General features: G+C 41.5%; 28 protein-coding genes and 1 pseudogene. 27 read left to right on the forward strand and 2 right to left on the reverse strand.

The genetic code is table 11. The features are described from left to right. Nucleotides 1–4 precede the first annotated feature (4 nt). The gene (locus tag J2X75_RS04490; RefSeq protein ID WP_310334541.1) at nt 5–1,816 is read right to left on the reverse strand and encodes a cache domain-containing sensor histidine kinase; all 1,812 of its coding nucleotides are present in this window, start codon (nt 1,814–1,816) and stop codon (nt 5–7) included. Nucleotides 1,817–2,059: 243 nt separating this feature from the next. Between J2X75_RS04490 and J2X75_RS04495 the strand changes: the two genes are divergently transcribed. The 9 genes from J2X75_RS04495 to J2X75_RS04535 all read left to right on the forward strand — a co-directional run bounded on the left by J2X75_RS04495 (nt 2,060) and on the right by J2X75_RS04535 (nt 10,910). Further along, the gene (locus J2X75_RS04495; RefSeq protein ID WP_310334543.1) at nt 2,060–3,082 is read left to right on the forward strand and encodes an ABC transporter substrate-binding protein; all 1,023 of its coding nucleotides are present in this window, start codon (nt 2,060–2,062) and stop codon (nt 3,080–3,082) included. Nucleotides 3,083–3,167: 85 nt separating this feature from the next. Continuing rightward, the gene (locus tag J2X75_RS04500; protein WP_310334544.1) at nt 3,168–4,679 is read left to right on the forward strand and encodes a sugar ABC transporter ATP-binding protein; all 1,512 of its coding nucleotides are present in this window, start codon (nt 3,168–3,170) and stop codon (nt 4,677–4,679) included. Between the two features lie 4 nt (nt 4,680–4,683). Further along, on the forward strand, nt 4,684–5,727 hold the full coding sequence (locus tag J2X75_RS04505) for an ABC transporter permease (protein ID WP_310334546.1): 1,044 nt from the start codon (nt 4,684–4,686) through the stop codon (nt 5,725–5,727). Continuing rightward, nucleotides 5,717–6,691 carry a galactofuranose ABC transporter, permease protein YjfF gene (gene yjfF, locus J2X75_RS04510; RefSeq protein WP_091017081.1) on the forward strand — a complete coding sequence of 325 codons (975 nt, stop codon included), beginning with the start codon at nt 5,717–5,719 and terminating at the stop codon, nt 6,689–6,691. The genes J2X75_RS04505 and yjfF overlap by 11 nt, the downstream gene beginning before the upstream one ends. Before the next feature lie 108 nt (nt 6,692–6,799). Then, the gene (locus J2X75_RS04515; protein ID WP_310334548.1) at nt 6,800–7,855 is read left to right on the forward strand and encodes an ABC transporter substrate-binding protein; all 1,056 of its coding nucleotides are present in this window, start codon (nt 6,800–6,802) and stop codon (nt 7,853–7,855) included. Nucleotides 7,856–8,075: 220 nt separating this feature from the next. Next, nucleotides 8,076–9,140, forward strand: a complete 1,065-nt coding sequence (locus J2X75_RS04520; RefSeq protein WP_310334549.1) for a polysaccharide deacetylase family protein — start codon at nt 8,076–8,078, stop codon at nt 9,138–9,140. Between the two features lie 191 nt (nt 9,141–9,331). After that, nucleotides 9,332–9,892: an AAA family ATPase gene (locus J2X75_RS04525; protein ID WP_310334550.1), complete on the forward strand. Its 561-nt coding sequence runs from the start codon at nt 9,332–9,334 to the stop codon at nt 9,890–9,892. Continuing rightward, entirely contained in the window at nt 9,882–10,367 is a 486-nt protein-coding gene (locus tag J2X75_RS04530; protein ID WP_310336646.1) for a GNAT family N-acetyltransferase, read from the forward strand. Before J2X75_RS04525 ends, J2X75_RS04530 begins: the two co-directional genes overlap by 11 nt. Before the next feature lie 12 nt (nt 10,368–10,379). Next, nucleotides 10,380–10,910, forward strand: coding sequence for a P-loop nucleotide/nucleoside kinase family protein (locus J2X75_RS04535; RefSeq protein ID WP_310334553.1), 531 nt, complete (start codon nt 10,380–10,382; stop codon nt 10,908–10,910). Nucleotides 10,911–11,018: 108 nt separating this feature from the next. Here the strand turns inward: J2X75_RS04535 and J2X75_RS04540 are convergent, their stop codons facing one another. Beyond that, nucleotides 11,019–11,606, reverse strand: coding sequence for an SMI1/KNR4 family protein (locus tag J2X75_RS04540; protein ID WP_105598297.1), 588 nt, complete (start codon nt 11,604–11,606; stop codon nt 11,019–11,021). Nucleotides 11,607–12,053: 447 nt separating this feature from the next. Here J2X75_RS04540 and J2X75_RS04545 point away from each other — a divergent pair, with 447 nt between their 5' ends. The 18 genes and pseudogenes from J2X75_RS04545 to J2X75_RS04630 all read left to right on the forward strand — a co-directional run bounded on the left by J2X75_RS04545 (nt 12,054) and on the right by J2X75_RS04630 (nt 24,500). Beyond that, the gene (locus tag J2X75_RS04545) at nt 12,054–12,932 is read left to right on the forward strand and encodes a methyltransferase domain-containing protein (protein ID WP_310334554.1); all 879 of its coding nucleotides are present in this window, start codon (nt 12,054–12,056) and stop codon (nt 12,930–12,932) included. Between the two features lie 37 nt (nt 12,933–12,969). After that, on the forward strand, nt 12,970–13,227 hold the full coding sequence (locus J2X75_RS04550; RefSeq protein ID WP_310334555.1) for an NIPSNAP family protein: 258 nt from the start codon (nt 12,970–12,972) through the stop codon (nt 13,225–13,227). A gap of 125 nt (nt 13,228–13,352) precedes the next feature. Further along, nucleotides 13,353–13,856: a GNAT family N-acetyltransferase gene (locus J2X75_RS04555; RefSeq protein WP_310334556.1), complete on the forward strand. Its 504-nt coding sequence runs from the start codon at nt 13,353–13,355 to the stop codon at nt 13,854–13,856. Beyond that, on the forward strand, nt 13,856–14,398 hold the full coding sequence (locus J2X75_RS04560; protein ID WP_310336647.1) for a GNAT family N-acetyltransferase: 543 nt from the start codon (nt 13,856–13,858) through the stop codon (nt 14,396–14,398). The genes J2X75_RS04555 and J2X75_RS04560 overlap by 1 nt, the downstream gene beginning before the upstream one ends. Continuing rightward, nucleotides 14,395–14,964, forward strand: a complete 570-nt coding sequence (locus J2X75_RS04565) for a P-loop NTPase family protein (protein WP_310334558.1) — start codon at nt 14,395–14,397, stop codon at nt 14,962–14,964. The genes J2X75_RS04560 and J2X75_RS04565 overlap by 4 nt, the downstream gene beginning before the upstream one ends. Then, nucleotides 14,961–15,419, forward strand: a complete 459-nt coding sequence (locus J2X75_RS04570) for a GNAT family N-acetyltransferase (protein ID WP_310334560.1) — start codon at nt 14,961–14,963, stop codon at nt 15,417–15,419. The genes J2X75_RS04565 and J2X75_RS04570 overlap by 4 nt, the downstream gene beginning before the upstream one ends. Nucleotides 15,420–15,515: 96 nt before the next feature. After that, nucleotides 15,516–15,992: a GNAT family N-acetyltransferase gene (locus J2X75_RS04575; protein ID WP_310334562.1), complete on the forward strand. Its 477-nt coding sequence runs from the start codon at nt 15,516–15,518 to the stop codon at nt 15,990–15,992. A 165-nt stretch (nt 15,993–16,157) separates the two neighbouring features. Continuing rightward, nucleotides 16,158–16,451 carry a serine hydrolase domain-containing protein gene (locus J2X75_RS04580; protein WP_310334564.1) on the forward strand — a complete coding sequence of 98 codons (294 nt, stop codon included), beginning with the start codon at nt 16,158–16,160 and terminating at the stop codon, nt 16,449–16,451. A gap of 20 nt (nt 16,452–16,471) precedes the next feature. After that, nucleotides 16,472–16,939: an NUDIX domain-containing protein gene (locus J2X75_RS04585; protein ID WP_310334566.1), complete on the forward strand. Its 468-nt coding sequence runs from the start codon at nt 16,472–16,474 to the stop codon at nt 16,937–16,939. A 361-nt stretch (nt 16,940–17,300) separates the two neighbouring features. Further along, complete coding sequence (locus J2X75_RS04590; RefSeq protein WP_310334568.1) at nt 17,301–17,834, forward strand: GNAT family N-acetyltransferase; 534 nt, start codon at nt 17,301–17,303, stop codon at nt 17,832–17,834. Then, on the forward strand, nt 17,831–18,466 hold the full coding sequence (locus J2X75_RS04595) for a hypothetical protein (RefSeq protein WP_310334570.1): 636 nt from the start codon (nt 17,831–17,833) through the stop codon (nt 18,464–18,466). The genes J2X75_RS04590 and J2X75_RS04595 overlap by 4 nt, the downstream gene beginning before the upstream one ends. 50 nt (nt 18,467–18,516) lie before the next feature. Beyond that, nucleotides 18,517–19,545, forward strand: coding sequence for an alpha/beta fold hydrolase (locus tag J2X75_RS04600; RefSeq protein WP_310334573.1), 1,029 nt, complete (start codon nt 18,517–18,519; stop codon nt 19,543–19,545). Between the two features lie 26 nt (nt 19,546–19,571). Continuing rightward, nucleotides 19,572–19,988 (forward strand): hypothetical protein, encoded by a 417-nt coding sequence (locus J2X75_RS04605; RefSeq protein ID WP_310334575.1) that lies wholly within the window; start codon nt 19,572–19,574, stop codon nt 19,986–19,988. Nucleotides 19,989–20,318: 330 nt separating this feature from the next. Then, nucleotides 20,319–21,383 (forward strand): annotated as a pseudogene (locus J2X75_RS04610) (glycoside hydrolase family 5 protein). A gap of 204 nt (nt 21,384–21,587) precedes the next feature. Beyond that, the gene (locus J2X75_RS04615; protein WP_307537419.1) at nt 21,588–22,127 is read left to right on the forward strand and encodes a GNAT family N-acetyltransferase; all 540 of its coding nucleotides are present in this window, start codon (nt 21,588–21,590) and stop codon (nt 22,125–22,127) included. A gap of 165 nt (nt 22,128–22,292) precedes the next feature. Then, complete coding sequence (locus J2X75_RS04620; protein ID WP_310334578.1) at nt 22,293–22,568, forward strand: hypothetical protein; 276 nt, start codon at nt 22,293–22,295, stop codon at nt 22,566–22,568. 11 nt (nt 22,569–22,579) lie between these two features. Continuing rightward, entirely contained in the window at nt 22,580–23,380 is an 801-nt protein-coding gene (locus J2X75_RS04625) for a phosphotransferase (protein WP_310334581.1), read from the forward strand. 238 nt (nt 23,381–23,618) lie between these two features. Beyond that, nucleotides 23,619–24,500, forward strand: coding sequence for a helix-turn-helix domain-containing protein (locus J2X75_RS04630; protein WP_310334582.1), 882 nt, complete (start codon nt 23,619–23,621; stop codon nt 24,498–24,500). Nucleotides 24,501–24,520 lie beyond the last annotated feature (20 nt).

A 24,520-nucleotide genomic window follows, 5' to 3' on the forward strand; every position in this document is an offset into this window, starting at 1 on the left:
TTTTTCAATGGTTAACCTCCTTGCTTTTGGGGATACGAATCATAAATGTGCTTCCTTCCATATACGTACTTTCCATTTCAACACCATAAGCTGGTCCGAAATAGAGCCGAATCCGGTGATGTACATTGAGCAGGCCGAATCCGCCTTCCTGCTCGTCATCTTGGGGGGAACGGGAACCTGCCGGTTTCTCCAGCTCTTCACGTAATTGTGCCAATCGATCCGCAGACATGCCAATTCCGTTGTCCTGTACGGTGAGAATGATGCTGTTCTCCTCTACATATCCGTGTATGGATATCAGCCCTTGACCGCGTTTATTTTTGATCCCATGGTAGAGCGCGTTTTCAATCAGGGGCTGCAGCGTCATTTTCAAAATGGGATAGTCCTGAAGCTCACGATCAACGCTGATCTCGTAGGTGAGAATATCGTGGTACCTCATCTGTTGAATAACCAAGTAACTCCGCGCATGTTCAAGCTCGGTTTGAATGGATACCCAGTCGAATCCTTTGTTCAGACTCAAACGAAAGAACTTCGAGAGGGCCTGCACAAGTTTGATTACATTTTCTTTTTTCTCTGCTTCAGCCATCCATAAAATAGACTCCAACGTGTTATACAGGAAATGAGGGTTGATTTGAGCTTGCAGCGTACGTAGTTCAGCTATTTTCACCTGTTCATTCTCCCGAATGCTCTTTTCGATTAACATTTTGAGCTTATCCAGCATCACGTTGAAGCTTTTGCCCAGATCAGCAATTTCGTCCGAGCCGTGTGGTGTGACTTTGGCTTCCAAGTAACCGTTTGCAGCTTTACGCATCTTGTTCATCAGAATTTGGATGGGAAGAATCAGTCGATTATTCAGGAAAAAATATAACGATATTGCAAAGAAGGCACTTAACAAAACCGTGATGATGATCAATTGGCGAATGCTATTGGCCTCTGCAATGATTTCCTGATAAGGAGCTACCCCGATCATTTTCCATCCGGTCTGTTTTGAGGTGCTGTATACAACAAACTGGGGTTTGGATCCTGCAGACAGGATAAAGCTGTCGTGCTGTAGATGTAAAGGGACCGATCGGATCTGATCCATCATGGTTATGGATGCCGGGGTGGCATCCGGCCTGAAGAGTGTATTTCCGTGTTGATCACTAATATAGAAAAAACCGGAATCCTTAATGGGGGTATTCGTCAAAAAATCATCAATGAACGAATCATTTAAATCAATTACTATGAAACCGATGACCTCATGTGTAATTCTCTCTTTGACCGTGGTTATAATTGAAAGCGCATTCTGTTTAGGGTAAGCAAACCCATCCAGCCTGTTATATTCGGCATAGGCCGCAGAATGAGGGATGCGCAGAATGGCATCCGGATACTGTATCAGATACTTGAAGTACGGGTTACGCAGCGGATTTCGTTCCAGCTTGAACACGCCTTTTCGTTCACTTATGCCTTTTCCATAAAAATTCACGAACGAGATATTAAGTACCTTGTCATACTTGTAGGTTTCCCGATAAAGATTGTATGTCTGAAGGATGGCTTTGGCTTCCGGGTAGGACTCCGATTGAGAATACAGATATTGAAGCACTTGCGGGTTCTTGCCCAGTTCGAGCAGCCGTTCCGTATCCTCAAACAAGATGTCAATGTTCCTGGCAAGCTGGTCGGCAACCAGTTGTGTCGAGGCCTTGTTATGATTGGATACGACCGTATAGGATTTGTGGTAAGAAATCAATCCAACCACGATCAGTGGTACTGAACTGAGGATGATAAACATGCTGAGTAATTTAAGCCTGAGGCTTGAAGCAATCCATTGAATGAGTTTCAACGTATTCCACTCCATCTGAAGGGATCAAAAATGTATCATTAGTATAACATGATTTTCTAATATGTAAGAGAATCGCTAAATACTACACAATTAAACAAAGAAATTACACTTTTTAAACTCCATTTTTTGAAATTACTAAATTATTACATAAATAAAGTATGAGACTCCATATAAGCTCGGAATGAAAGCGTTCTATAATGTGGTCACACCACAAGGTGAAATGAAAAAAGGGAGGATCACAACATGCGAACCAAAAAAAAGTGGGGACTTGCCATAACATTGGCTATGGTGATGCTGGTCAGCACGGCATGTAGCAGTACCAATGGAGGAGCAGGCTCCGATAATGAAACTTCAACGAGTGGGAATGGCAGTACACCTGCCAGCGCCAAAACAATTACGCTTGGTTTCTCGCAGGTTGGTGCGGAGAGTGGCTGGCGTTCGGCGAATACCAAGTCGATTCAGGATTCAGCCAAAGAAGCGGGTTATGACTTGAAATTCTCCGATGCGCAGCAGAAGCAGGAAAATCAAATTAAAGCATTGCGATCCTTCATACAGCAGAAGGTAACGGTGATTGCTTTTTCCCCTGTTGTAGAATCCGGTTGGGATACCGTATTGAAGGAAGCGAAGGATGCAGGCATTCCCGTGATTTTGACGGACCGTGCTGTGGATTCGCCGGATAAAATGCTCTACAAAACCTTTATTGGCTCCGACTTTGTAGAAGAAGGACGCAAAGCAGGTCAGTGGCTGAGTGACCAATACAAGGACACACAAGACGAGATCAATATCGTTGAGCTGCAGGGTACAACAGGCTCCGCACCAGCGAATGACCGTCAAGAGGGCTTTATGGAATTGATAGCTTCCAATTCGAAGCTTAAAGTAATTGCTTCACAATCGGGTGACTTTACACGTGCCAAAGGCAAGGAAGTCATGCAAGCTTTCCTCAAAGCACATAAAAAAATAGATGTTCTCTATGCACATAATGACGATATGGCACTTGGTGCAATTCAGGCCATTGAAGCGGCAGGATTGAAACCAGGCGTAGATATTACCATTATCTCTGTGGATGCCGTGAAGGATGGGATGCAGGCTGCTGCTGATGGCAAAATCAACTTTATCGTTGAATGTAATCCGTTGTTAGGACCTCAATTAATGGAAGCGGTTCAATCGGTAGTAGACGGGAAAGACATCGAACCCCGAATCGTTACGGATGAGACGACCTTCACATCGGAGCAAGCCAAAGAAGCATTGCCAACACGCGAATATTAAAAGCAGATTCGTATAACACCGAAAAGTCATTTTTCGACCAGGCTGTCGCTAAATGACTTTTTTCCATAACAAAGGAGAGGGTTATATGGCCGAGCAAGCACCCATTTTGCAAATGACAGGCATCACCAAACAATTTCCCGGGGTTAAAGCGCTGTCCAGCGTCAGCTTTCGCTTGTTTCCGGGCGAGATTCATGCCTTGATGGGTGAGAACGGAGCGGGGAAGTCGACGCTTATTAAAGTTCTGACGGGCGTTTATTCCATTGATGAAGGAACGGTAACGATGGGTCATCGCGAACTTTCCATTTCCGGTCCGCTCGAAGCACAGAAGGCGGGAATCAGTACCGTTTACCAGGAGGTTAATCTCTGCCCAAACTTAACGGTTGCTGAGAATATTTTCATCGGGCGGGAACCGATGCGATTTGGCAAAATCAATTGGAAGCAAATGAACAAAGATGCGGAGAACCTTCTGCGAGACAGATTACATCTGTCCATCGACGTTAAGGCTCCTTTACAGACCTACTCGGTCGCGATGCAACAACTGATTGCAATTGCAAGAGCACTCAGCATCTCGGCAAAAGTGCTCATATTGGATGAACCCACATCCAGTCTGGACAAAAATGAGGTTCAGCAACTGTTTCGTATTATGCACAAATTAAAGAGTGAAGGTCTCGCAATTCTTTTTGTTACTCATTTTCTTGATCAGGTATACGAAATGTCGGATCGTCTAACGGTGCTCCGTAACGGGGAATTGGAAGGAGAGTACATAGCCGCAGAACTTCCACGCATGGAACTGGTTCTCAAGATGATCGGCAAGGAGCTCGAGGTGCTTGAGGAACTTCCGAAGGAAGCGGATGCTGCCCAGGCGGAGTCGGGAGAACTGTTAATTACCGCTAAGGCACTTGGACGCAAAGGAGCAATTGAGCCTTTTGATCTGGACATTCGCAAGGGAGAAGTCGTGGGCTTGGCTGGGTTATTGGGGTCTGGTCGTACCGAGATCGCTCGCCTTTTCTTTGGTGCAGATCGTTCAGATGTAGGCAAGCTGCTCGTTGTAGATACAGGAAGTACGGTCAAGTCGCCGCGTCATGCAATTGATCAGAATATTGCTTTTTGCTCCGAGAACCGTAAAACCGAAGGCATAATTGATGATTTGACCATTCGGGAGAACATTATTCTGGCTTTACAAGCGACACGAGGTTGGTCCAAACCAATCTCACGCAAGAAACAGGATGAGATCGCCGAAAAGTACATCAACCTGTTAAATATCCATCCGAAAAACCCGGAGCATTTAATTAAAAATCTGAGCGGCGGTAATCAGCAAAAGGTGTTGCTTGCACGGTGGCTGCTGATGAACCCCGATCTGTTGATTCTCGATGAACCTACGCGTGGAATTGATATCGGTGCAAAGACTGAGATACAGAAGCTGGTGCTCTCTCTGTCGAAGCAGGGCATGGCCGTGCTGTTCATTTCGTCCGAGCTGGAAGAAGTGATTCGTGTCAGCCACCGGATTGCCGTAATCCGGGACCGCAAAAAAGTGAAAGAACTTAGCGGGGATCAGATCCATCAACAGCAAATCATGAAAGCAATGGCAGGAGGTTAAAGAGATGGCGGGCAAGATGCGTAAACATCATTTGTTTTGGCCGTTATGTATGCTTGGTTTACTTTTAATCTTTAATTTGCTGTACTCTCCGGATTTCTTCTCCCTCGTCATGCGTGAAGGGAATCTGTATGGCAGCTTGATTGATATTCTCAATTTTGGAGCGCCTTTAATTCTGGTATCGATCGGTATGACACTGGTGATTGCGACCGGAGGTATCGACTTGTCCGTGGGCTCCATTGTAGCGATCTCCGGTGCTGTGGCTTGTATGAGCATCAGCAGAGGAGTGGATCAGAGTTCGCTCTGGCTTGTGTTGGGTGCACTTGGATTATCTATAGGTCTCTCACTGATCTTGGGCATATGGAACGGGGCGCTGGTTTCGGTTGCCCGAATCCAGCCCATTATTGCAACGCTTATCCTGATGGTAGCCGGACGTGGGATTGCGCAATTAATTACGAGTGGACAGATTATTACGGTATCCAACGCGAACTACACCTATATCGGGGCAGGTTCGCTTGCAGCATTACCTTTTTCCATCTTCATCGTATTAACTGTGCTGCTTGTTGCCTCATTGTTGACAAGAAAAACGGCACTTGGACTGTTTATTGAATCGGTTGGAAGTAACGCAAACGCGAGCCAACTGGCAGGTATTCGTTCAAAAACGGTTATTCTCACGGTATATGTCTTCTGTGGTCTGTGTGCCGGCATTGCCGGGCTTATTCTCAGCTCGAATGTATCCAGTGCGGATGGAAATAACGCAGGTCTATGGTATGAACTTGATGCCATTCTTGCGGTAGTCATCGGGGGTACTTCGCTCAATGGTGGTCGTTTCTATCTAATGGGTACCGTCGTTGGAGCACTCATTATCCAAACCTTAACAACGACGATCTATATGATTGGCGTCCCGCCAGAAGTTACACTGGTTGTCAAAGCCTTTGTTGTACTGGCCGTATGTTTGATTCAATCCGATTCATTCCGCAATTCCATGGTGATCCGTTGGAAAAAACGGAAGTTTCCAGCCGAACAGGGGGTTAACCGCCATGTTTCTTAATCGTAAGTATCTCCCGGTCCTTGTCACCTTCGGTTTGCTGGCCGTGATGTTTGCTATAGGCTCTTTCCGGTATACAGGGTTCTTTTCCACACAGGTATTGCTTAATCTTCTCATTGATAACGCATTTCTGATTATCACGGCGATTGGCATGACTTTTGTGATTGTATCGGGAGGAATCGACCTGTCGGTTGGTTCTGTCATTGCGCTGACGACCATCATTAGCGCAAGTCTGGTCGAGAAGCAAGGGTGGTCGCCTGCGATCGTTATACCGATGGTGCTTGTCATGGGTGCGCTCTTTGGCACAGTCATGGGGGCGATCATCCACTATTTTAAAATTCAGCCTTTCATCGTGACACTGGCAGGCATGTTTTTGGCGCGGGGGCTGTGTTATGTCATTAGTCTCGACACCATTACCATTACAAATCCATTTTACACACAGGTTGCGCAGGCGAAAATTTCCCTGCCAGGGGGCAGCTTTGTCTCCATTAATGTGATTATTGCTCTGGTCATTGTACTGCTCGCGATCTACCTGGCACATTACACCCGGTTCGGGCGCAACGTTTACGCCATCGGCGGAAGCGAGCAATCCGCGCTGCTTATGGGACTGCCGGTTGCACGTACCAAAATCCTGGTGTACACGTTCAGCGGTTTGTGCTCCGCGCTTGCCGGTGTTGTCTTCACCTTTTACATGTTATCCGGTTATGGATTACACGCCATGGGTCTTGAACTCGATACCATCGCCGCTGTTGTAATAGGAGGCACCTTGTTAACAGGTGGTGTGGGGTATGTGGCGGGAACCTTTATTGGTGTATTGATCCAGGGGGCTATCCAAACTATAATTAGCTTCGAAGGCACGCTAAGCTCATGGTGGACCAAGATTGTGATTGGCCTAATGTTGTTTGTTTTTATTTTATTCCAACGACTGCTTAGCGGGCGGCGAGTATCCTCGAAATCACTGCATTAAGTGGATCGAATGAAATGAAATTGCACACAAATACCGACACAATTGTATAACTAGATGTGCTCTGCATCGGTGGCAGCAGAGACTAACATGGAGATGGGAGATGCGTGAATGAGAAGACATGTGATCGGGTTGTATTTGTTCATACTGCTACTGCTGCTTGTCGGTTGTACAACACCTGAGTCTGAATCTGTGTCTCCTCCCATCTCGTCTAACAACTTGGAAACTCTCCCATCTGTTGAGGAATGGATGGAATCAGCGGTAGCAAGGGATACCTCTACGAAACCGATTGTCTTGGGTTTTTCTCAACTGGGTAGAGAGAGTGCCTGGCGTCTGGCAAACTCCACGTCTATCCGGAATGCTGCGGCAGAATCGGGAATCTCCCTTGTAATAAAAAATGCAGAACAGTCTCAGACGAAACAGTTCGAGGCTGTTCGGTCGTTCATCAGGCAAAAGGTGGATGTCATTGCCATTGCACCGGTCGTGGAATCGGGCTGGGATGGTATTCTTCAGGAGGCCAGGGATGCAGGTATACCTGTGATCATCGTAGACCGGTCAGTTGATGTTAAAGACACTTCACTTTTTGTGACAACGATTGGATCGGACTTTTATGAGGAAGGTGTGAAGGCCGGGAAGTACATTCAGGATCGGATGCGAAATCATCCGGGTTGGATACGGATTGCCGAACTGCAAGGCACGAGTGGTTCTACACCCTCTATCCAGCGTGGCGAGGGCTTTAGAAGCATTTTCGAAACCAGAGCAGATATCATCTTCTCACAAAGTGCTCCTGCCGATTTTACGGAGGACAACGGCAAACAAGTGATGAAAGAATTCCTTCAGGTCCCGGAAGACGAACGGCCGCAGGTTCTTTTTGCCCATAATGATGAAATGGCTTTTGGCGCCATACAAGCGATTGAAGAAGCTGGGTTGAAGCCGGGAGAGGACATTATCATTGTTTCGGTGGACGGCTCCCGCAAAGCACTTGAAATTCTAGCCAGTGGGAAAATCAACGCTGTGGTGGAATGTAACCCGCTGCTTGGTCCTCAGCTTATGCAGGCTACAAAAGAAATTATTGCAGGGCGTACACTCCCGAAGCGCATGGCACCCCCGGAGGACATTTTTACACAGGAGAGTGCTAGACGGGAGATGTACAACAGGCGATTCTAGAACATGCGAAAAAAATAGAACATTTTGGATAAAATTCAATTTACTTTAAATAAACTTATCGTTTATACTGAACTCACCTTGAACTAAAGTTCTTTTCTATGAGAAAAGACGTAGCGGTTTGCATACTTTTGAAAGCGCTTTTTTCAAGGGGTAAAAGTTCGATAAAGAGAGGGAGTGTAGAAGGTATTATGCTGTCAATATATTATGAGGAGGTAATTTTATGTTCAAAGTAAAGCTGGCAAAGGTGGTAATATCTCTCGCACTTTTCGGTACCTTGTTTTCTATTCCAGGGGTGCCTAATGCTCGTGCTGCAGATGCAAGTTGTCCGAATGGTTATGTAGGTCTGACGTTTGATGATGGCCCATCTGGAAATACAACAAACATGCTTAACGCGTTGAAGCAGGCGGGCTTACGGGCAACGATGTTCAATGTTGGACAAAATGCACAAAATAATAAATCTCTGGTTACTGCACAGGTGGCAGCTGGGATGTGGATTGGAAATCATTCCTATACACATCCAAACATGACTACATTAAACAGTTCTCAGATGTCGTCAGAGATTACTCGGACACAGCAGACGATCCAGTCCATTACCGGAAGTTCACCTAAACTGTTCAGACCTCCTTACGGTGCGACAAATGCGACCTTGAAATCCGTTGTGAGCCAAAACGGCCTGAAGGAAGTACTGTGGAACGTGGATTCCCAAGACTGGAATGGTGCCAGCGCAGCCCAGATCGTGGCGGCTGTGAACACGATGAAAAGTGGTGACGTCATTCTAATGCATGATCAGTACCAGACGACACTTCAAGCCATTCCACAGATTGCACAAAATCTGAAGAATCGTGGCCTTTGCTCCGGCATGATTTCACCGACGACAGGTCGGGCAGTCGCTCCTGATGGCGGCACCACCAATCCCCCAGGTACGTCAACAAAAGTAGAAGCCGAGAATATGACCAAAGGTGGACAATACACCGGCAATATCAGTTCTCCTTTCAATGGCGTGGTCCTTTATGCCAACAATGATTTGGTTAAATACACTCAGAATTTTGCAACGAGCACTCATAATTTCTCGCTTCGTGGAGCTTCAAACAATGCCAACATGGCTAGAGTGGATTTGAAGATTGGCGGACAGACCAAGGGGACCTTTTACTTTGGCGGGAGTTCACCAGCGGTCTATACCCTGAATAATATCAGCCATGGAACGGGAAATCAGGTCATTGAGTTGGTTGTAACAGCCGATGACGGGACATGGGATATGTACATCGATTACTTGGAAATACATTAACAAGCTTAAGGCTGATTGAAAAATAATGCACTATGATGAACTCCCGTTGGGTTGACCCAATGGGAGTTCATCATGTTTTTGGCCATTTTGTAACACAAAAGTGGAAGGAAAACATTTATAATGGATGAAATTGTATGTGAAGAATCTGGTTTCTATTGAAAAATTTCATTGAATAGAAGTGGAGTGATCAAATGATCATCATGATTAACGGAGCGTTTGGTTCGGGAAAAACATCTGCAGCAGAAGCACTTCAGCCCTTAATTCCTAACAGCATGATCTACGATCCTGAAGAAATAGGGTATATGCTGAGAAAACTTCTTCCAGAGAATTGTAGAGAGGAAAGGGAATGTACGGATGATTTTCAAGATATCGATCTGTGGAAAATTCTAACCGTAAAGACGGCTAAAGAAGTAAAGCAGAAATACAACAAACACTTAATTGTCCCCATGACCATCTATAAAGAGGAAAACTTTAATTACATCTATAATGGGTTGAAAGAGATCGATCAGGACATTTATCATTTTTGCCTAATGGCTACAGAAGAGACGATTTATCATCGTTTGGCTAAACGCGGAGATAAATATGGAGGCTGGCAGTATCAACAAGCACCAAAGTGTGTTGAAGCTTTCAAGGATGAAAAATTTCAAACTCGCATTATTACCGATCATCTGGAGACTAGTGAAATCATCGAAATTATTTTGAAGAAAATGAACAGAAGAGGATGGAACCTAATTGACGACTGTGACTTTTGAAGAGGTAACCGAACAGCACCTCCCTGAAATTAGAGAGATTTATAACTATTATGTAATGAATACAACGATTTCGTTTCATACGGAGGAATTAGATCTTGATCAGATTAAATCCTCTGTGATGAACAAAGATACACGGTATAAAACTTACGTAATTTTTGAAAACAATCAAATGATGGGCTATGTTCTGATAACCCAGTATAAGAGTAAACAGGCATATGACATTTGCGGTGAGGTCACCATATATTTAAAGCCCGATATTTTGGGAAAAGGCTTGGGTAAACAAGCACTACGTTTTATTGAGAAGATTGCAAAAGAACAAGGATTCCATACCTTAATTGCGACGATTTGCATGGAGAATACAAGAAGTAAATCATTATTTGAGAGAAATGGTTATGAACAATGTGCTCTGTTTAAAGAGATTGGATATAAATTTGATAGAAAGCTGGATATTGGAAGTTTCCAAAAGATATTGTAAGGAGAATTCAGAATGAGTAAAAACCTATACATTATATCCGGCCCCCCTGGAGTAGGGAAATCTACAACTTCAAAGTTGCTAGTTCAGACTTTAGATAAAAGTGCCTACATTTCTGGAGATGCGGTTAGTCACTTTCCGGTCAAAGGGCGAGGTAAACCCTGGCTTGATAAGGATACAAACGACTTAACTTGGAAAAATATATCTAGTCTGGTGAAAAACTTATTGGATTATAAATACGATGTAGTGCTGGATTATGTGGCCTTTCCGGAAGACATTGATGGATTAATGACAGAATTGGCAGACTATCATGTTCGCATAATCTATGTTGTATTGATGGTTGATCGTCAAACCGTTATTCATAGAGACCTTCTAAGAGCAGAGGAACATCAAATGAAAGAAAGAAGTGTGCTTTTGCTGGATGCGTTTGAAAATCATCCGGATCTGAGAGTAGATAACAAGCTGTATACTAATCATTTTACGGAAGAACAACTACCTGAAATAGTAAGTGAAATTATAAATAATGAGAAATATCGATTGAAATAATCCGTACCTCGTCACTTTGTATGATAGATTGTAACAGAGACAGCGAAAAAGCTGTCTCTTTATTCATCTCAACAAGTTTATGTGCAACTTTATACAAGCCTACCGAAATTACTCTTCTTCGTTTAGAAAAACAAAACCACTGTCAACAAGCCCCTGTAAATACTCGTCAAAGCTGTTTGCAATCACTACGTATTCGTCAGGGTCGTGCAAAAAGCGAATGATTTGACCACGTACACCTCCATCAGTAGGATTAAAATCAATATAAAGTCTGGATGTTCCACCATTGTTCATACAGTCTGAAAAATGAATATATTTCCCTGGAAGAAGCCCCTCAGGATTGATCTTAGAGTCAACGGCATCCTCTTCATCTTCGTATTCTAAAAGATAAGAGACGTCTTCTTCATTTTTTGAACTTTCGAGCATTTGTTGGGTAGACAGTAAGTAATATGGATATCTACCTTCTTCAACATCTGAGCCAAGAATACAAACCGTAATTTCTTTTTCTCCGTACTTCCTCCAATATGTACCATCAATATTTTCAAGTAAAACGATGAGTGATTCTGGACAATTTGGATATTTTGATCTTAATGTAGTTATATCTTCTTTTGTAGCACCGCTCGCTGTTTTCAGTTCCTCAAGTTCTTCTGGTGATAATGCTGCTCTTAATCCATTTAAAAATTTGTTTACCAAATCCATTATGTTGACCTCCCAATCATAAAATATAAAGCAAATATACGCAGATAAAATAAATGTACTGCGTTGGTGTGAAAAATATATCCCCTACAATATGTCCTGTATACTAAGATCAGTTTATCATTTTTCTCTAGTTTATTGGCAACTACAAGTATTAACTATCGGTCTGGTGATAAAGGCGCGTGGGGTTAGCTGCTAAGGTTGGATAGACCCTCCCATATTTTCGTAGTACAATTATGTAAGTAATTGGAATGCTTAGTTTTATAGTAACGATATAGAGGAGCGGAATACATTGTCATTACATATGCTGCACGGAAATTTTAATACATATGATAGGCATTCTATGAGGGTTCTGCTCAATAGCTCTTCAACCAGGATGTGAGTGAAAATCTCCTATAATATTTGAATGTTTATGAATACGATTACATCTTATGAAGGAGGGATTTCACCTTGTCTGAGTATTATTGGGATGACCAGATTGAATATCTGAGAAATACGCGATGGCTTTATTATAACGATGATTATCTTGAGTTTCTGGTTCAACGTGTATGGAATATTGAAAATTCAGTAGATATTATCGACTATGGGTGTGGATATGGCTATCTCGGCTTGAAACTGCTTCCTTTATTACCCGAGGGATCAACCTATACCGGATTAGACAGAGGTAAGGAATTGATTACGCAGGCCAAAGAGATTTTCTCAAAGACCTCTTATCAAACGACTTTTATAGTAGATGACATTGAAACAGTGCAAGTGAAACGTCAATACGATATTGCGATAAGTCATGCCTTCTTATTACATACAACAGAGCCTAACACCATTCTTCAGAAGATGATTGACAGTGTAGTAGATGAAGGTAGAATCATATGTTTTGAACCTCATTGGATCGCTAATATGTCAAATTATGAATTACATGGACTTGAACAATCCAAGATTGTTCAGCTTGGTGTTCTCCAAAAATTGTTCGAGGAGGATACCAAACGGAATGGTAAAGACGGAAATATCGGTATGAAGATTCCAATCCTGCTTAGCCAACTTGGCTTGAGAAATGTAGAATGCCGGGTGAGTGACAAGGTTAACTTCTTAGATCAACACATGGCAGATTCGGATAAGGAAAAGCTTTTTCATGCATTAAAAGAAGAAGGACTGGGACAAGAACCGAATGACAGACATGAAGGTGTTACTCATTTGATGGAAAGAGGACTGAATTCAGAAGAAGCGAATAGAGAATATGAAGCAGAGAGTGTATTTGCTAGGAAGTTTAATGAAAACTCATGGTTAACTTACGCTCCAAACCTGAAAATTACATCGGGAATTGTGACGAGATAAGTGTATTGTTTCTAATACTCATAAGGAGGTACAGAGGATGATATATAGGAGAAAAACCTATGTTATTGCGACTTCTTTTGTAGAAGAGTTTAATGCTCTATTTAATGATGTTTTGCTGCCATCCCAGTTGAAATACGGATCAAGACTTATTGGAAGATGGCATACACCAATCGATGATGAAACCAGTGAAATTTTTGCGATGTGGGAATACGACACCCTTGAACAATACGAAGAGATTGAGAAAAATATAAAATCAGATGTCAGAACACGTAGAGCGAGTTCAAGCGCGTTTTGATCAGATCGGAAGACATCGGTATAAAGAAGTATTTCGAGAAGAAATTAGGCAAGCATTTTTCACATCAACAATAGATCGCGAACAAACGATTTTGAAGAGAAATATAAGAAAAAGGAGATGAAAGTATGATAGAGACAGAACGACTTATATTTCGGAAATATACTAAAAATGATTTTGATTTACTTTTTGAGATGACACGTGAGCCAAATATGATGAAATTTATAAGACATGGAGGACCTTGGACCAAGGAAGAAACCATGCAAAGTCTGGAAAAGTTCATCAACTGGAATAAAGACGATAAAGGGCTGTTCCTCGCATTTAATAAAGAGGATAACAAGTTAATTGGAACCTCTGGACTGATTCCTCAAATCATTGAAGGCAATGATGAGCTTGAAGTTGGTTACTGGGTTATAGAGCAATACTGGGGAATGGGTTACGGATATGAACAAGCAAAAGCGTGGAAAGAATATGGCATGGATCACTTGAAACAGAAAAGATTAATATCTTTAATTCAACATGGCAATGTGGGTTCTATGAAAGTCGCGCAAAAGAATGGCATGAAACACGAGAAGGACGTAGATATCATTGGGAAAAAGGTAGTAGTGTACTCCATTGAGGTGAATGGATGATGACTCCATTCCCTGAATTAGAAACCAAAAGATTGCTGTTAAGAGAGATTAAACAGAGTGATTCCCAAGACATATTTCAAATTTTTTCTTCAGATGAAGTTACAAAATTCTACGATGTACAAAGTTTTACGAATACCAAACAAGCTGAAGAACTCATACAAAGATGGACTGAACGATTCGTGAATGGTCAGGTTATCCGCTGGGGAATTGCTTTGAAATCGGACAACAGAATTATTGGAACATGCGGCTTTCATGGTTGGATGAAACAACATTATAAAGCTGTGATGGGATATGAGTTAGCACCGGAGTTCTGGCGGCAGGGTTACATGACCGAGGTAACTCAGAAAATCGTTGAATATGGATTCAAGAACCTTGAATTAAACAGAATTGAAGCATTTGTAGAGCCAGAGAACGCGGGATCAAGAAAGTTGCTTGAGAAAATTGGTTTCAGTGAAGAAGGCATATTGAAAGAACATTTTATTTGGAAAAATCGATTTGTTGATAATGTCCTCTATGCATGTTTGAAGAAAGAATATGTATGAGAATACGAATTATTGGATCTTGCGGTAGTGGGAAATCAACATTAGCCAAAGAATTGTCGGATAAATACGGTATTCCTTCCTATGAATTAGACAATCTCATATGGGACAGAAGCGCCGAAAATCTGAGATATCCTGAAAGTGTTAGGGATGAATCCTTCCAATCTATTGTCAGTTCAGAAGCTTGGATCATAGAAGGAGTGCAGTGCAAAGATTGGACCATAAAGTCCATCCAGGAAGCGGATTTGATTTTTGTATTAGCTCCAAATGTTTTCATTAGAGATTATCGGATTATAAAGAGGTTTGTATTGTCCAGAGTGGGTTTGCAACCGTGGAATTACAAGCAGTCATTCAAGAACTTATGCAAGATGATTGTGAAATGGAACCATCAATATAATTTAGAAGAAGTTATGTGTACAATTAACAAAAACCATAAGACTGCAACAATCACGAAGAATAAAAAACAAGCGATACAGTTGATTGAACATCATTTGGAAGTGGTTGTAAGTGAAAGTGAAAAGAACCTTAGAGATAATCAAAGATTATCGAAAGAGGAGATACAGTGGTGAATATAAAGATACAACCAGTCACACGAGAGAATTGGGAAGAGGCACTGAAGATCTCTTTGTATGAACACCAAGCGTCATTAGTTCCATCTGTTATTGAGGGGATCGCTTACGCCTATATAAAACCGTGGGATGAAGCATTTGATCCTTACGTACTTGAGATTGATGGGAAGGTATTTGGTTTCTTTTATCTGAGTTATACTCCCGATAGTACAGATAATTACTGGATTGGTGGTTTTCAAATCGATAAATCCTATCAAGGCAAAGGAATGGGAAAGCGCGCTATAAGAGCCATTCTAGATTACATTACAAAACAGCATCCGGTATGCAAGGTTATTTCATTAACGGTTGAACGGGATAATGAAATAGCACAGAACTTGTATAAGGGCATGTCCTTCATTAGTGAGAATAGAACCAATTCAGATGATGAAGTGATCTACAGGTTGGAAATAAAATGATAGACTCAGCATTATATCTATATGAAGAAGGTTATAGAGCATTTGGTAGGATAGATGAATATCTGGCTGAACAAAACACAACTAGGAAGTGATAAGATGATTAGTTTGAGAAAAATTACGCTGGATAATCGTCGTGCCATATTTAACCTGGAGGTCTCGGATGATCAACGGCAATTCGTGGCCTCCAATCTGTCGAGTGTAGCCTCATGTTATGTTCTTTCGCAAAATGGAGGTCATCCATTTCCTTTTGCTATATATATGGACGATCAACCGGTAGGATTTGTGATGATTACCTATGGCATTACTGGATATGATCTACCCTCTATCGCGGATAGTAGTTATTGCATTCTGAGACTGATGATTGATCATCAATATCAGAACCGCGGATATGGACGACAAGCTATGGTAGAAGTTTTGGAATTTATTCGTACATACCCAGCTGGACCTGCAAAATATTGCTGGATTTCTTATAGTCCCGAAAATGTCAGCGCGAAAAAATTATATGAAAGCTTTGGTTTCGTAGACAACGGCGAGATCTGTCATGATGAGTTAATAACCGTATTGGAGCTTTGAATCATAGGAGAAGGGAGTGTTATATATCACTGAATTTAATGATCTCGCAAGAGAGATCAAAAGAAATAAAGTGGACGATTAAGCATCTGTTAACGATGTCTTCGGGCCTGCACTATCCAGGGAATGAAGCGATGATTTTATCTAAGAATTGGACGGAATTTGTTCTTGAGCAGCCAGGATTCACAAGGGATTGCGATCGGTGGTTTTGGTTTGCGAATGAAGTTCGAAGATATGCTGAAATTTGGAGTGTTATACGCTCAGAATGGGGAGTGGAATTCGAAACAACTCATCAAAGACGCTGAAAATAAAACGTTTTATGCTATGGGCATGGGCGGCGGAAGAGGGCAATATATCTTTGTTAACCAAGATCGAGGATTGGTTGCGGTATTCACAACGATTATATCCGATAATAGCTTGTTACCACTTCAGTGGTTTAACAATTATATATTGAAAGAATAGTTGTTTATGGGAGAGATAACATGAGCCAATGGTTTGATCTAGATGAACTTGATCCAGAGTTAATCAAATTTGCAGTGATAATCGCTAAATATAACCATAAATTCATCATTATCAAAAATAGGAAAAGAGGAGGTTGGGAAATCCCAGGAGGCAACAAAGAAATAGGGGAAACACTTTTACACACGGCAAGTCGAGAACTCTATGAAGAGACAGGGGCAGTACGCTTCGAATTAATACCTTATGGTGTATATGAATGGAATGGGAGCTTTGGTATGGTTTCTTATGCTGAGGTTAAATTGCTGGAGAGCTTACCGGAGTCTGAAATTGATGAAATAAAGTTTGTGGATGTATTACCTGAAGGGATGAACTTCGGAGATATGTTTTATCGTTTCTCAGACAGATGGGATGGACTTGAGAACTATGAGCTTAAGAAATACACCATTGAAATAAATCATTTGAATGAGTTACCAGTAATTAAAATAAGCTAGTTTTAGTTGGAGAAACTCTATTTTGAAACTAAAGGAGATGAAAAGAATTAGTGAATAAGAATAAGGGACTCATCATGTCACTATTACTTTTATTGCTTTTAATTTTGTTATGGGATTCCTTTCGAACTTCAATTTTTGAAGCAGTTACTGTTCAAAAGATTAGTGAAAATGAAATGACTGTAATTAATTTTAATAATCTTGAAAGAACAATAGCCGTTCCAATGGATATATCTAAACTAATTGAAGAGAACAAGGAATACACTATTTTGTACGATAAAAGGGTCTTTGATAAATACAGACTTCGATCAATAAAGCCATAGGATTTTAGAAATAACTTAGGAAAGAATGGATGGAAACGACCATGATAACGTATAGAATGTTGACCCTTGATGATGTGAATCAGCTGCAGGAAATAGATCGCTCGGAACATATTGATCTCATCTATGAAATGAGAGAGAACCGATTGGTTGAGCTTGAACAAAATCATGAGTGCTCAAACTGGGATGAGATGCTTTTGAAAGAGATTCAAAATCGATATGTCTATGAATTAGAACAAGGTGGCATGGCATATGGCGCGTTTGCTGACGATCAATTAATCGGATTTGGTGTGCTGGCACATCAATATAGAGGAAAAGAACGAAATCAATTACAAGTTGACTTGATGTATGTCTCACGCGGGTACAGAAGACAAGGCGTTGGAAAATGTATTCTAAACGAGTTAGGTGAAGAGGCTAAGAAACGTGGCGCACAGTATCTGTATATCTCCTCCACAGAGACGAGATCAGCGGTATCCTTTTATAGAAGTCAGGGCAGTCAGATTGCAAGCGAGATTGATCAAGAACTTTATGACAAAGAGTCGAAAGATATACACATGATAAAGGAGCTGGGCACATGACAACGGTTGGGATACTCGGAACCATTCATAATCCAGAACTCAGAGATCGATATCATTGTTCCCTTTCCCTTTACAAGGATGTGATTACTGAGTTTAAACCAGATCTCATTTGTGGTGAAGTTCATCCGCAGAGTTGGTTGAAGTATCTGAAGGACAAACATGATAGAGGATACTGGGGAGAACCAGCTAGTGAGTATTGGGAATTGGTCTTCCCTTTATGCGAGGAGCATAACATCCCATTTGTCCCTATAGATTGGTTTGAATTGGATGTGTGGAATGCATTTGATCCATTCAACGGTTATTCGGGCGTGGAACGCCAAGAACTTGAACAACGGGACGATCATTGGTTTGCAGAGCAAATGGAGACGTATCAGTTTGGCGAGATTCCTTTTAATTCAAAGCAGTTCGATCGTGTAACCAGACAAAAGTATGAATGGTTGCATCAGGTAAACGCGAAGGCACAGAACTTTCGCTGGGTGGTCCGTAATCAGATTATGATTCAAAGAGTCAAAAATACAATTGAAGCTCATCCAGGAAAACGAATCCTCTGTATCGTAGGAGCCGATCACAATTACATCTTCCAAGAAGAGCTGATGATAGAACCCGTTGAATTGTTGTATCCGTTACGATAAAGGAACCGTTGGTAGAATTACAAATGAAACTTATATTTAAGGAGCATTACATGCGCAAAAAAATACGTAAAACACTCAAATACAGCATACTTAGTATTATTTTAATAGTTATAGTAGCTCTGATATTTCCCACATGGACACCGAAAATTAAAGGTGAAAACAGCATTAGCATGTTAGAGCAGGTCGAAATTAACGGTACAGGGCATGAAGTCATGATCAGAGGTGTTGATCGGACTAACCCTATCCTGATTTTTGTGCATGGTGGGCCGGGATGCTCGGAGATTCCATACGTAAGGAAGTATCAGAAAGAGCTTGAGCAATACTTCACGGTGGTGCATTATGATCAACGTGGGAGTGGGAAGTCCTATCACTTTTTTGAGGATTACTCAAATCTAACAACAGATGTATTAGTAGATGATTTGTTAGCGTTAAGGGATTATGTATCTAAAGAGTTAGGTCAAGAGAAGGTTATATTAATCGGTCATTCATTTGGTACATACATCGGGATGAAAGCTGCGGCTAAAGCACCCACTCAGTTTCACGCTTATATAGGCATTGGACAGATGGCTAATACACTTCAGAGCGAACTGGAAAGTTTGGAGTACACGTACGAGCAAGCGAAACAAGCCGGTAATGCAGAGGACGTAAAAAAACTAGAGCTAATTCGCAGCTCGATCGAGCAAGGAAAGGCCCTTACGCCTAGAATTTTGTTGCAAAAGTACGGTGGTGCAGCCAGGCTCATCCATGAGAATAGAGATTATATTTCAGGATTCCTTTTAAATCCCGAATACAATGGGCTGGATATGATTCGCTTTTATACAGGGATGTTCAGTTCACAAGACATCTTACTGAAGGAAGCATTTGATCAAAATTTACCTGATATTGTTGATCATCTGGAGATTCCTACCTATTTTGTAACGGGTAAATATGATTATATGACCACTGCGAATGCAGCACGTGATTATTTCAAAGTACTCGATGCACCGATCAAAGATTTCGTTGTATTTAACGAGTCGGCGCATTACCCACAGTTCGAGGAGAAAGAAAAATTCGTAAAGTGGTTAAATGAGCTATTTTAATATACATGGAGAGGAGCAAGATCATATTGTTAAATGATTTCATTGAGCTTGAAGAAGAGAGTGATGAGAGTTACCGGTGTTACACTCTGCAAAATACAGTGCAAATATTTGAACATTGCATACAGCATGAGGATTTAAATGACGTCCGAATATATGTGTCCACTAATACACCGTTAGTTTCAATTGATGATAAAATAGAAGACTACATTAAGTGGTTTTCAACTTGTGAGACTGTCTTTCGAGAATATTATGAGAATGAACTTCAGGAAAAAGTACATCAGAATTGGTTTAATGAGATTGAAGTCTATCGTGTAGATATCACATTTAACAGTATAGCCGACTACGGTGCAACAATATCTTGCGGAGATAATATCCTGCGCGATCACATCATGATTATTGATTTTGATAGAGAACACATTCAAGCAATTAAATTAAACGGATAGATGGATTATTTTGTAGTAAATAGTCAAAAAAGAGCAATAAAGATATCGCTTTATTTTCCATATATGTGTTATTATGTTGGTGCCAGACGAAATTTTCATTTGTTTGATCGATAGGAAAGGAGGCGCGAATTCTCGAATCATTCAATCTGAATCAATAGATTAACTGCACTGCTTGTTAAAAATAATAGAATAAGCGGAGGTATGGTTATGTTCAAAAAATGGAAGAAATTCAGCATCAGCAGCTTGGCGCTTGTGTTAGTGGCTGCCGTGGCTTTTACCGGATGGAGCCCCAAAGCATCAGCAGCAGACGCTTCGCAAGTGGTGGCTGAGATGGGTGCAGGTTGGAATCTGGGCAATCAGCTGGAAGCAGCGGTAAATGGCACACCGAGTGAGACAGCTTGGGGCAATCCTACGGTGACTCCGGCGCTGATCCAAAAAGTGAAAGCTGCGGGCTTCAAGTCTATTCGTATTCCCATCTCCTATTTGAATAACATTGGAAGCGCTCCCAATTATACAATTAATGCGGCATGGTTGAATCGAATTCAGCAAGTTGTGGATTATGCGTACAATGAAGGTATGTATGTCATCATCAATATTCATGGTGATGGGTATAATTCCGTACAGGGTGGATGGCTGCTTGTGAATGGTGGCAATCAGACTGCCATTAAGGAAAAATATAAGAAAGTGTGGTAGCAGATTGCCACCAAGTTTAGCAACTACAATGATCGCCTTATTTTCGAATCCATGAACGAAGTTTTTGATGGCAACTATGGCAATCCGAACTCGGCGTATTACGCCAACCTGAATGCTTACAATCAGATCTTTGTGGATACGGTTCGTCAAACTGGAGGCAACAACAATGCCAGATGGTTGCTGATTCCAGGTTGGAATACCAATATTGACTTCACCGTTGGTAATTATGGCTTTGTGCTCCCGACAGATAATTTCAGATCCTCGGCCATTCCTAGTTCGCAGAAAAGAATTATGATCTCGGCACACTACTACTCTCCATGGGATTTTGCAGGTGAGGAAAACGGTAATATCACGCAGTGGGGTGCAACGGCTACGAATCCTGCAAAGAAATCTACTTGGGGACAAGAGGATTACTTGGAATCACAGTTCAAGTCCATGTACGATAAATTTGTCACTCAAGGCTATCCTGTAGTGATTGGTGAATTCGGTTCAATTGACAAAACATCGTATGATTCAACCAACAATGTATATCGTGCAGCATATGCCAAAGCAGTTACAGCAAAAGCTAAAAAATACAAAATGGTTCCTGTTTATTGGGATAACGGGCATAACGGTCAACATGGATTCGCCTTATTTAACCGTTCGAACAATACCGTGACTCAGCAAAGTATCATTAATGCGATCATGCAGGGTATGCAATAGTTTACTGTCTATCTGTATCCGTGTAAACGGCGTGTTCCTTCAAAAGGGACATGCCGTTTTTTATGCTACCCGGAGATAAATTTGAACAACATTTACCAATGCATTTTACATAAGCGACATACAGAATTCATTAAATCCCACAATAGCTTTTATATACTTAATTTGCTTGATATAGCGAACTAAAAGGACTAGGTGGTAGACAGAATGTTAAAAAAACGTGATTTGCAGGAATGCCATTCACTGTACAGCTTAATGATGGACCCCGCAGTTTTTCCCTACGTTCGTTATGCATGCCAATCGTATGAGGAATATCTATTCCTGACTAAACAATTGATGGCTGAAGAAGAACAAAAAACGGTGATTTCCCGAACGATTTTGAATGAAACAGGGCAGCCTATTGGAACCATTGATTTATATCATATTGAGCATCAAACCGGTTTTTTAGCCACTTGGATCGGATCACCGTTTTTTGGAAATGGGTATAGCCAAAGAGCCAAATCAGCCTTTTTTGTTGAATTGTTTCTGGAACATGGGATTGAAACGGTATTTATGAAGATACGCAAGCAGAATATAAGATCCAGAAAAGCGGTACAAAAACTGCCTTATGTGAAGTTAGCCAATGATGTGTATCCAGATGTATATCAACGGATTAATATGAATGAACAGATGTATGATCTGTATTATGTTGGACGGTCAGCCTTTTTCGAAAATAGTATGGATCTGCACCAAGTGGTAGCTACGTAACTTATTCAGAGAGCGTCAACAGCGGCGTCAGTGATGACGCCGCTATTTGATATGATGATACAGGAACGGACCGTGAATATAACATGCAGGAATATGGAATAGAGAATCGAAAGACATTAGTAGATAACCTCATAAAAAGTGGACGGTTAATCAAGGAGGCATGAAATGAATAATATTAACAAGATTTTGGGTGTAGTCCTCATGCTTGGCAGTGTGTTTATTTCAACGATGGAGAGAATTTCAACACGAGTCTCTGTCGCTATAGTAGAAGCAGGATACGCTTCAGGAGGGACCAGCGTACCCCAGTTTGCTCAGATGAACGAGCATCCAACAGGTTTACTCGTATACTTCATGTTCTTCGTTGGATTCATACTATTGGTCGCGGGATTCCCAGGGAGTTATAAGAAAAATCGTAATCATGGGCATAACAAGGAAGTTTAGCTTGAGGAGGGATGAAAGTGGCCAAGCAGGAGGAAGTGTTATCGGGAGGTAATGTGAATCAGGTTGTCCGAATAGGTGAGACGGTTCGCAGGCATGCGAAACCAAATCCATATGTGATTGAATTGCTTTTACATCTCGAAAAAGTTGGTTATGATCATGCCCCTCGATTTCTGGGAATAGATGAACAGGGGAGAGAAACGCTCTCTTACCTCGAAGGCATCGTTCCAAGCAATGACTACCCTGATCTAGAAGAATATATGTGGTCAGACGAATCTTTGATTGAAGTCGCGAAACTGTTGAGAAGTTACCATGATGCGACGGTTGGATTTACAACAACATCAGTATCAACGAACAGATATCCAGGCATAACTGAAGATGAAGTTGTATGTCATAACGATTTTGCGCCGTATAATGTGGTGTACAAGGATGGCCGTCCTCAAGGCATTATTGATTTTGATATGGCGGGTCCGGGTCCGCGAATGTGGGATATCGCCTATGTCTTGTATACATCCGTTCCACTCGCAGATTTCTCACCAGAGATGGACGGAAAGGGTGTAATGCCATACGTCAGCCAGGCGCACGGAACTATTCGAAAAGAACGAATTGCCTTATTCATGGCTACGTACGGGCTGAGTGTTCCAGCAGATTTGAAGGATTGGGTCATATCCCGTATCCGTTTCATGTGTAAAACACTGACTGATCGTGCGGCTGATGGAGAAGTTGCTTTTATGAAGATGGTCGAAGAGGGTCATCTGGCCCACTATGAGAAAGAAGTCATTTTTCTTGAAAACCATTGGGATGAATGGGTTTGAAAGGTAATGCTAATAGACCGCGTGATAGCCTACGGGCTGGACAGCGGTTTTTTTTGTTTCCATCTTTCGAATTCCTGTAAATTCCTTTCTAATCATTTTCAACAATTGTGATCAACAATACAGCAATATAGTTCAGATTAGATCGAAATAACTGTGATACAATTCATTGTAAAGCGCTATCATTGTAAATTATTAAACTATATTGCTTTTTATATTCTGGGAAGGGAGATCTTTACTGATGCTAACCATACACACCCCGACGAATATTGCTTTGCAGGAAAATGAAGTTTATGTGCGATCAGAAGCAGATAATTTTCAGGATGAATGGCCTGTTCATACGCATAATGGGTATGAGATACATTATTTTATTCAAGGAGATGCAACCTTTCTAATCGGTGACCGAATATATAAGCCGCTGCCTGGAGATATGTTTATATTCAGAGGCGGTGTGCCCCACCGAATCAATCCTTCAAGAGAAATCGTGTACAAGCGAAGTTTTGTCAATTTCACGGAATTATTGCTTTTGGACATGCTTGCTGTCAGTCAATTGGAGAATCTGATGTCCATATTCCGTCATCCCAATGGGTTATTGGTGCATTGGCCTCCGGAGGAGCGCGAGTATATCACAGCTATATTTAAGGGAATCAAGGAGGAGATGGAGGCAGGAAATACAGGGTACAAAACAATGGTCAAATTAAGTCTTACCCAATTGCTACTGCGGATTTACCGGAAAACGACCAGTGAGCAATCCGCCAATCCTATTTTATGTTCTTCCCAGAAGCAGACAAGCGTAAGCCGTGTTCTTCATTATTTAAACCAGAACTATACGGAGAATGTTTCGTTGGATGAATTGTCCAAAACACTCCATTTGAATAAATACTACATTTGTCATTCTTTCAAAGAGACGACGGGATATACCATAAGCAATTATGTTATACGGAAAAGAGTTGCAGAGGCCAAAAAATTGTTGCTGTCTACGGATGCACCGATTTTGTCCATATCTGAGACGCTAGGTTTTAACACACCTGTATATTTTAGCAGGGCCTTTAAACAATATGTGGGTGTATCACCACAGTTATTCCGTAAAAGTGAATTGCTTAACGAAGCCAAAATTCATTAGACCCTTCCAAGGAGATGTTG

Source organism: Paenibacillus sp. 2003 (assembly GCF_031455635.1).
Classification (GTDB): Bacteria; Bacillota; Bacilli; order Paenibacillales; family Paenibacillaceae; genus Paenibacillus; species Paenibacillus amylolyticus_B.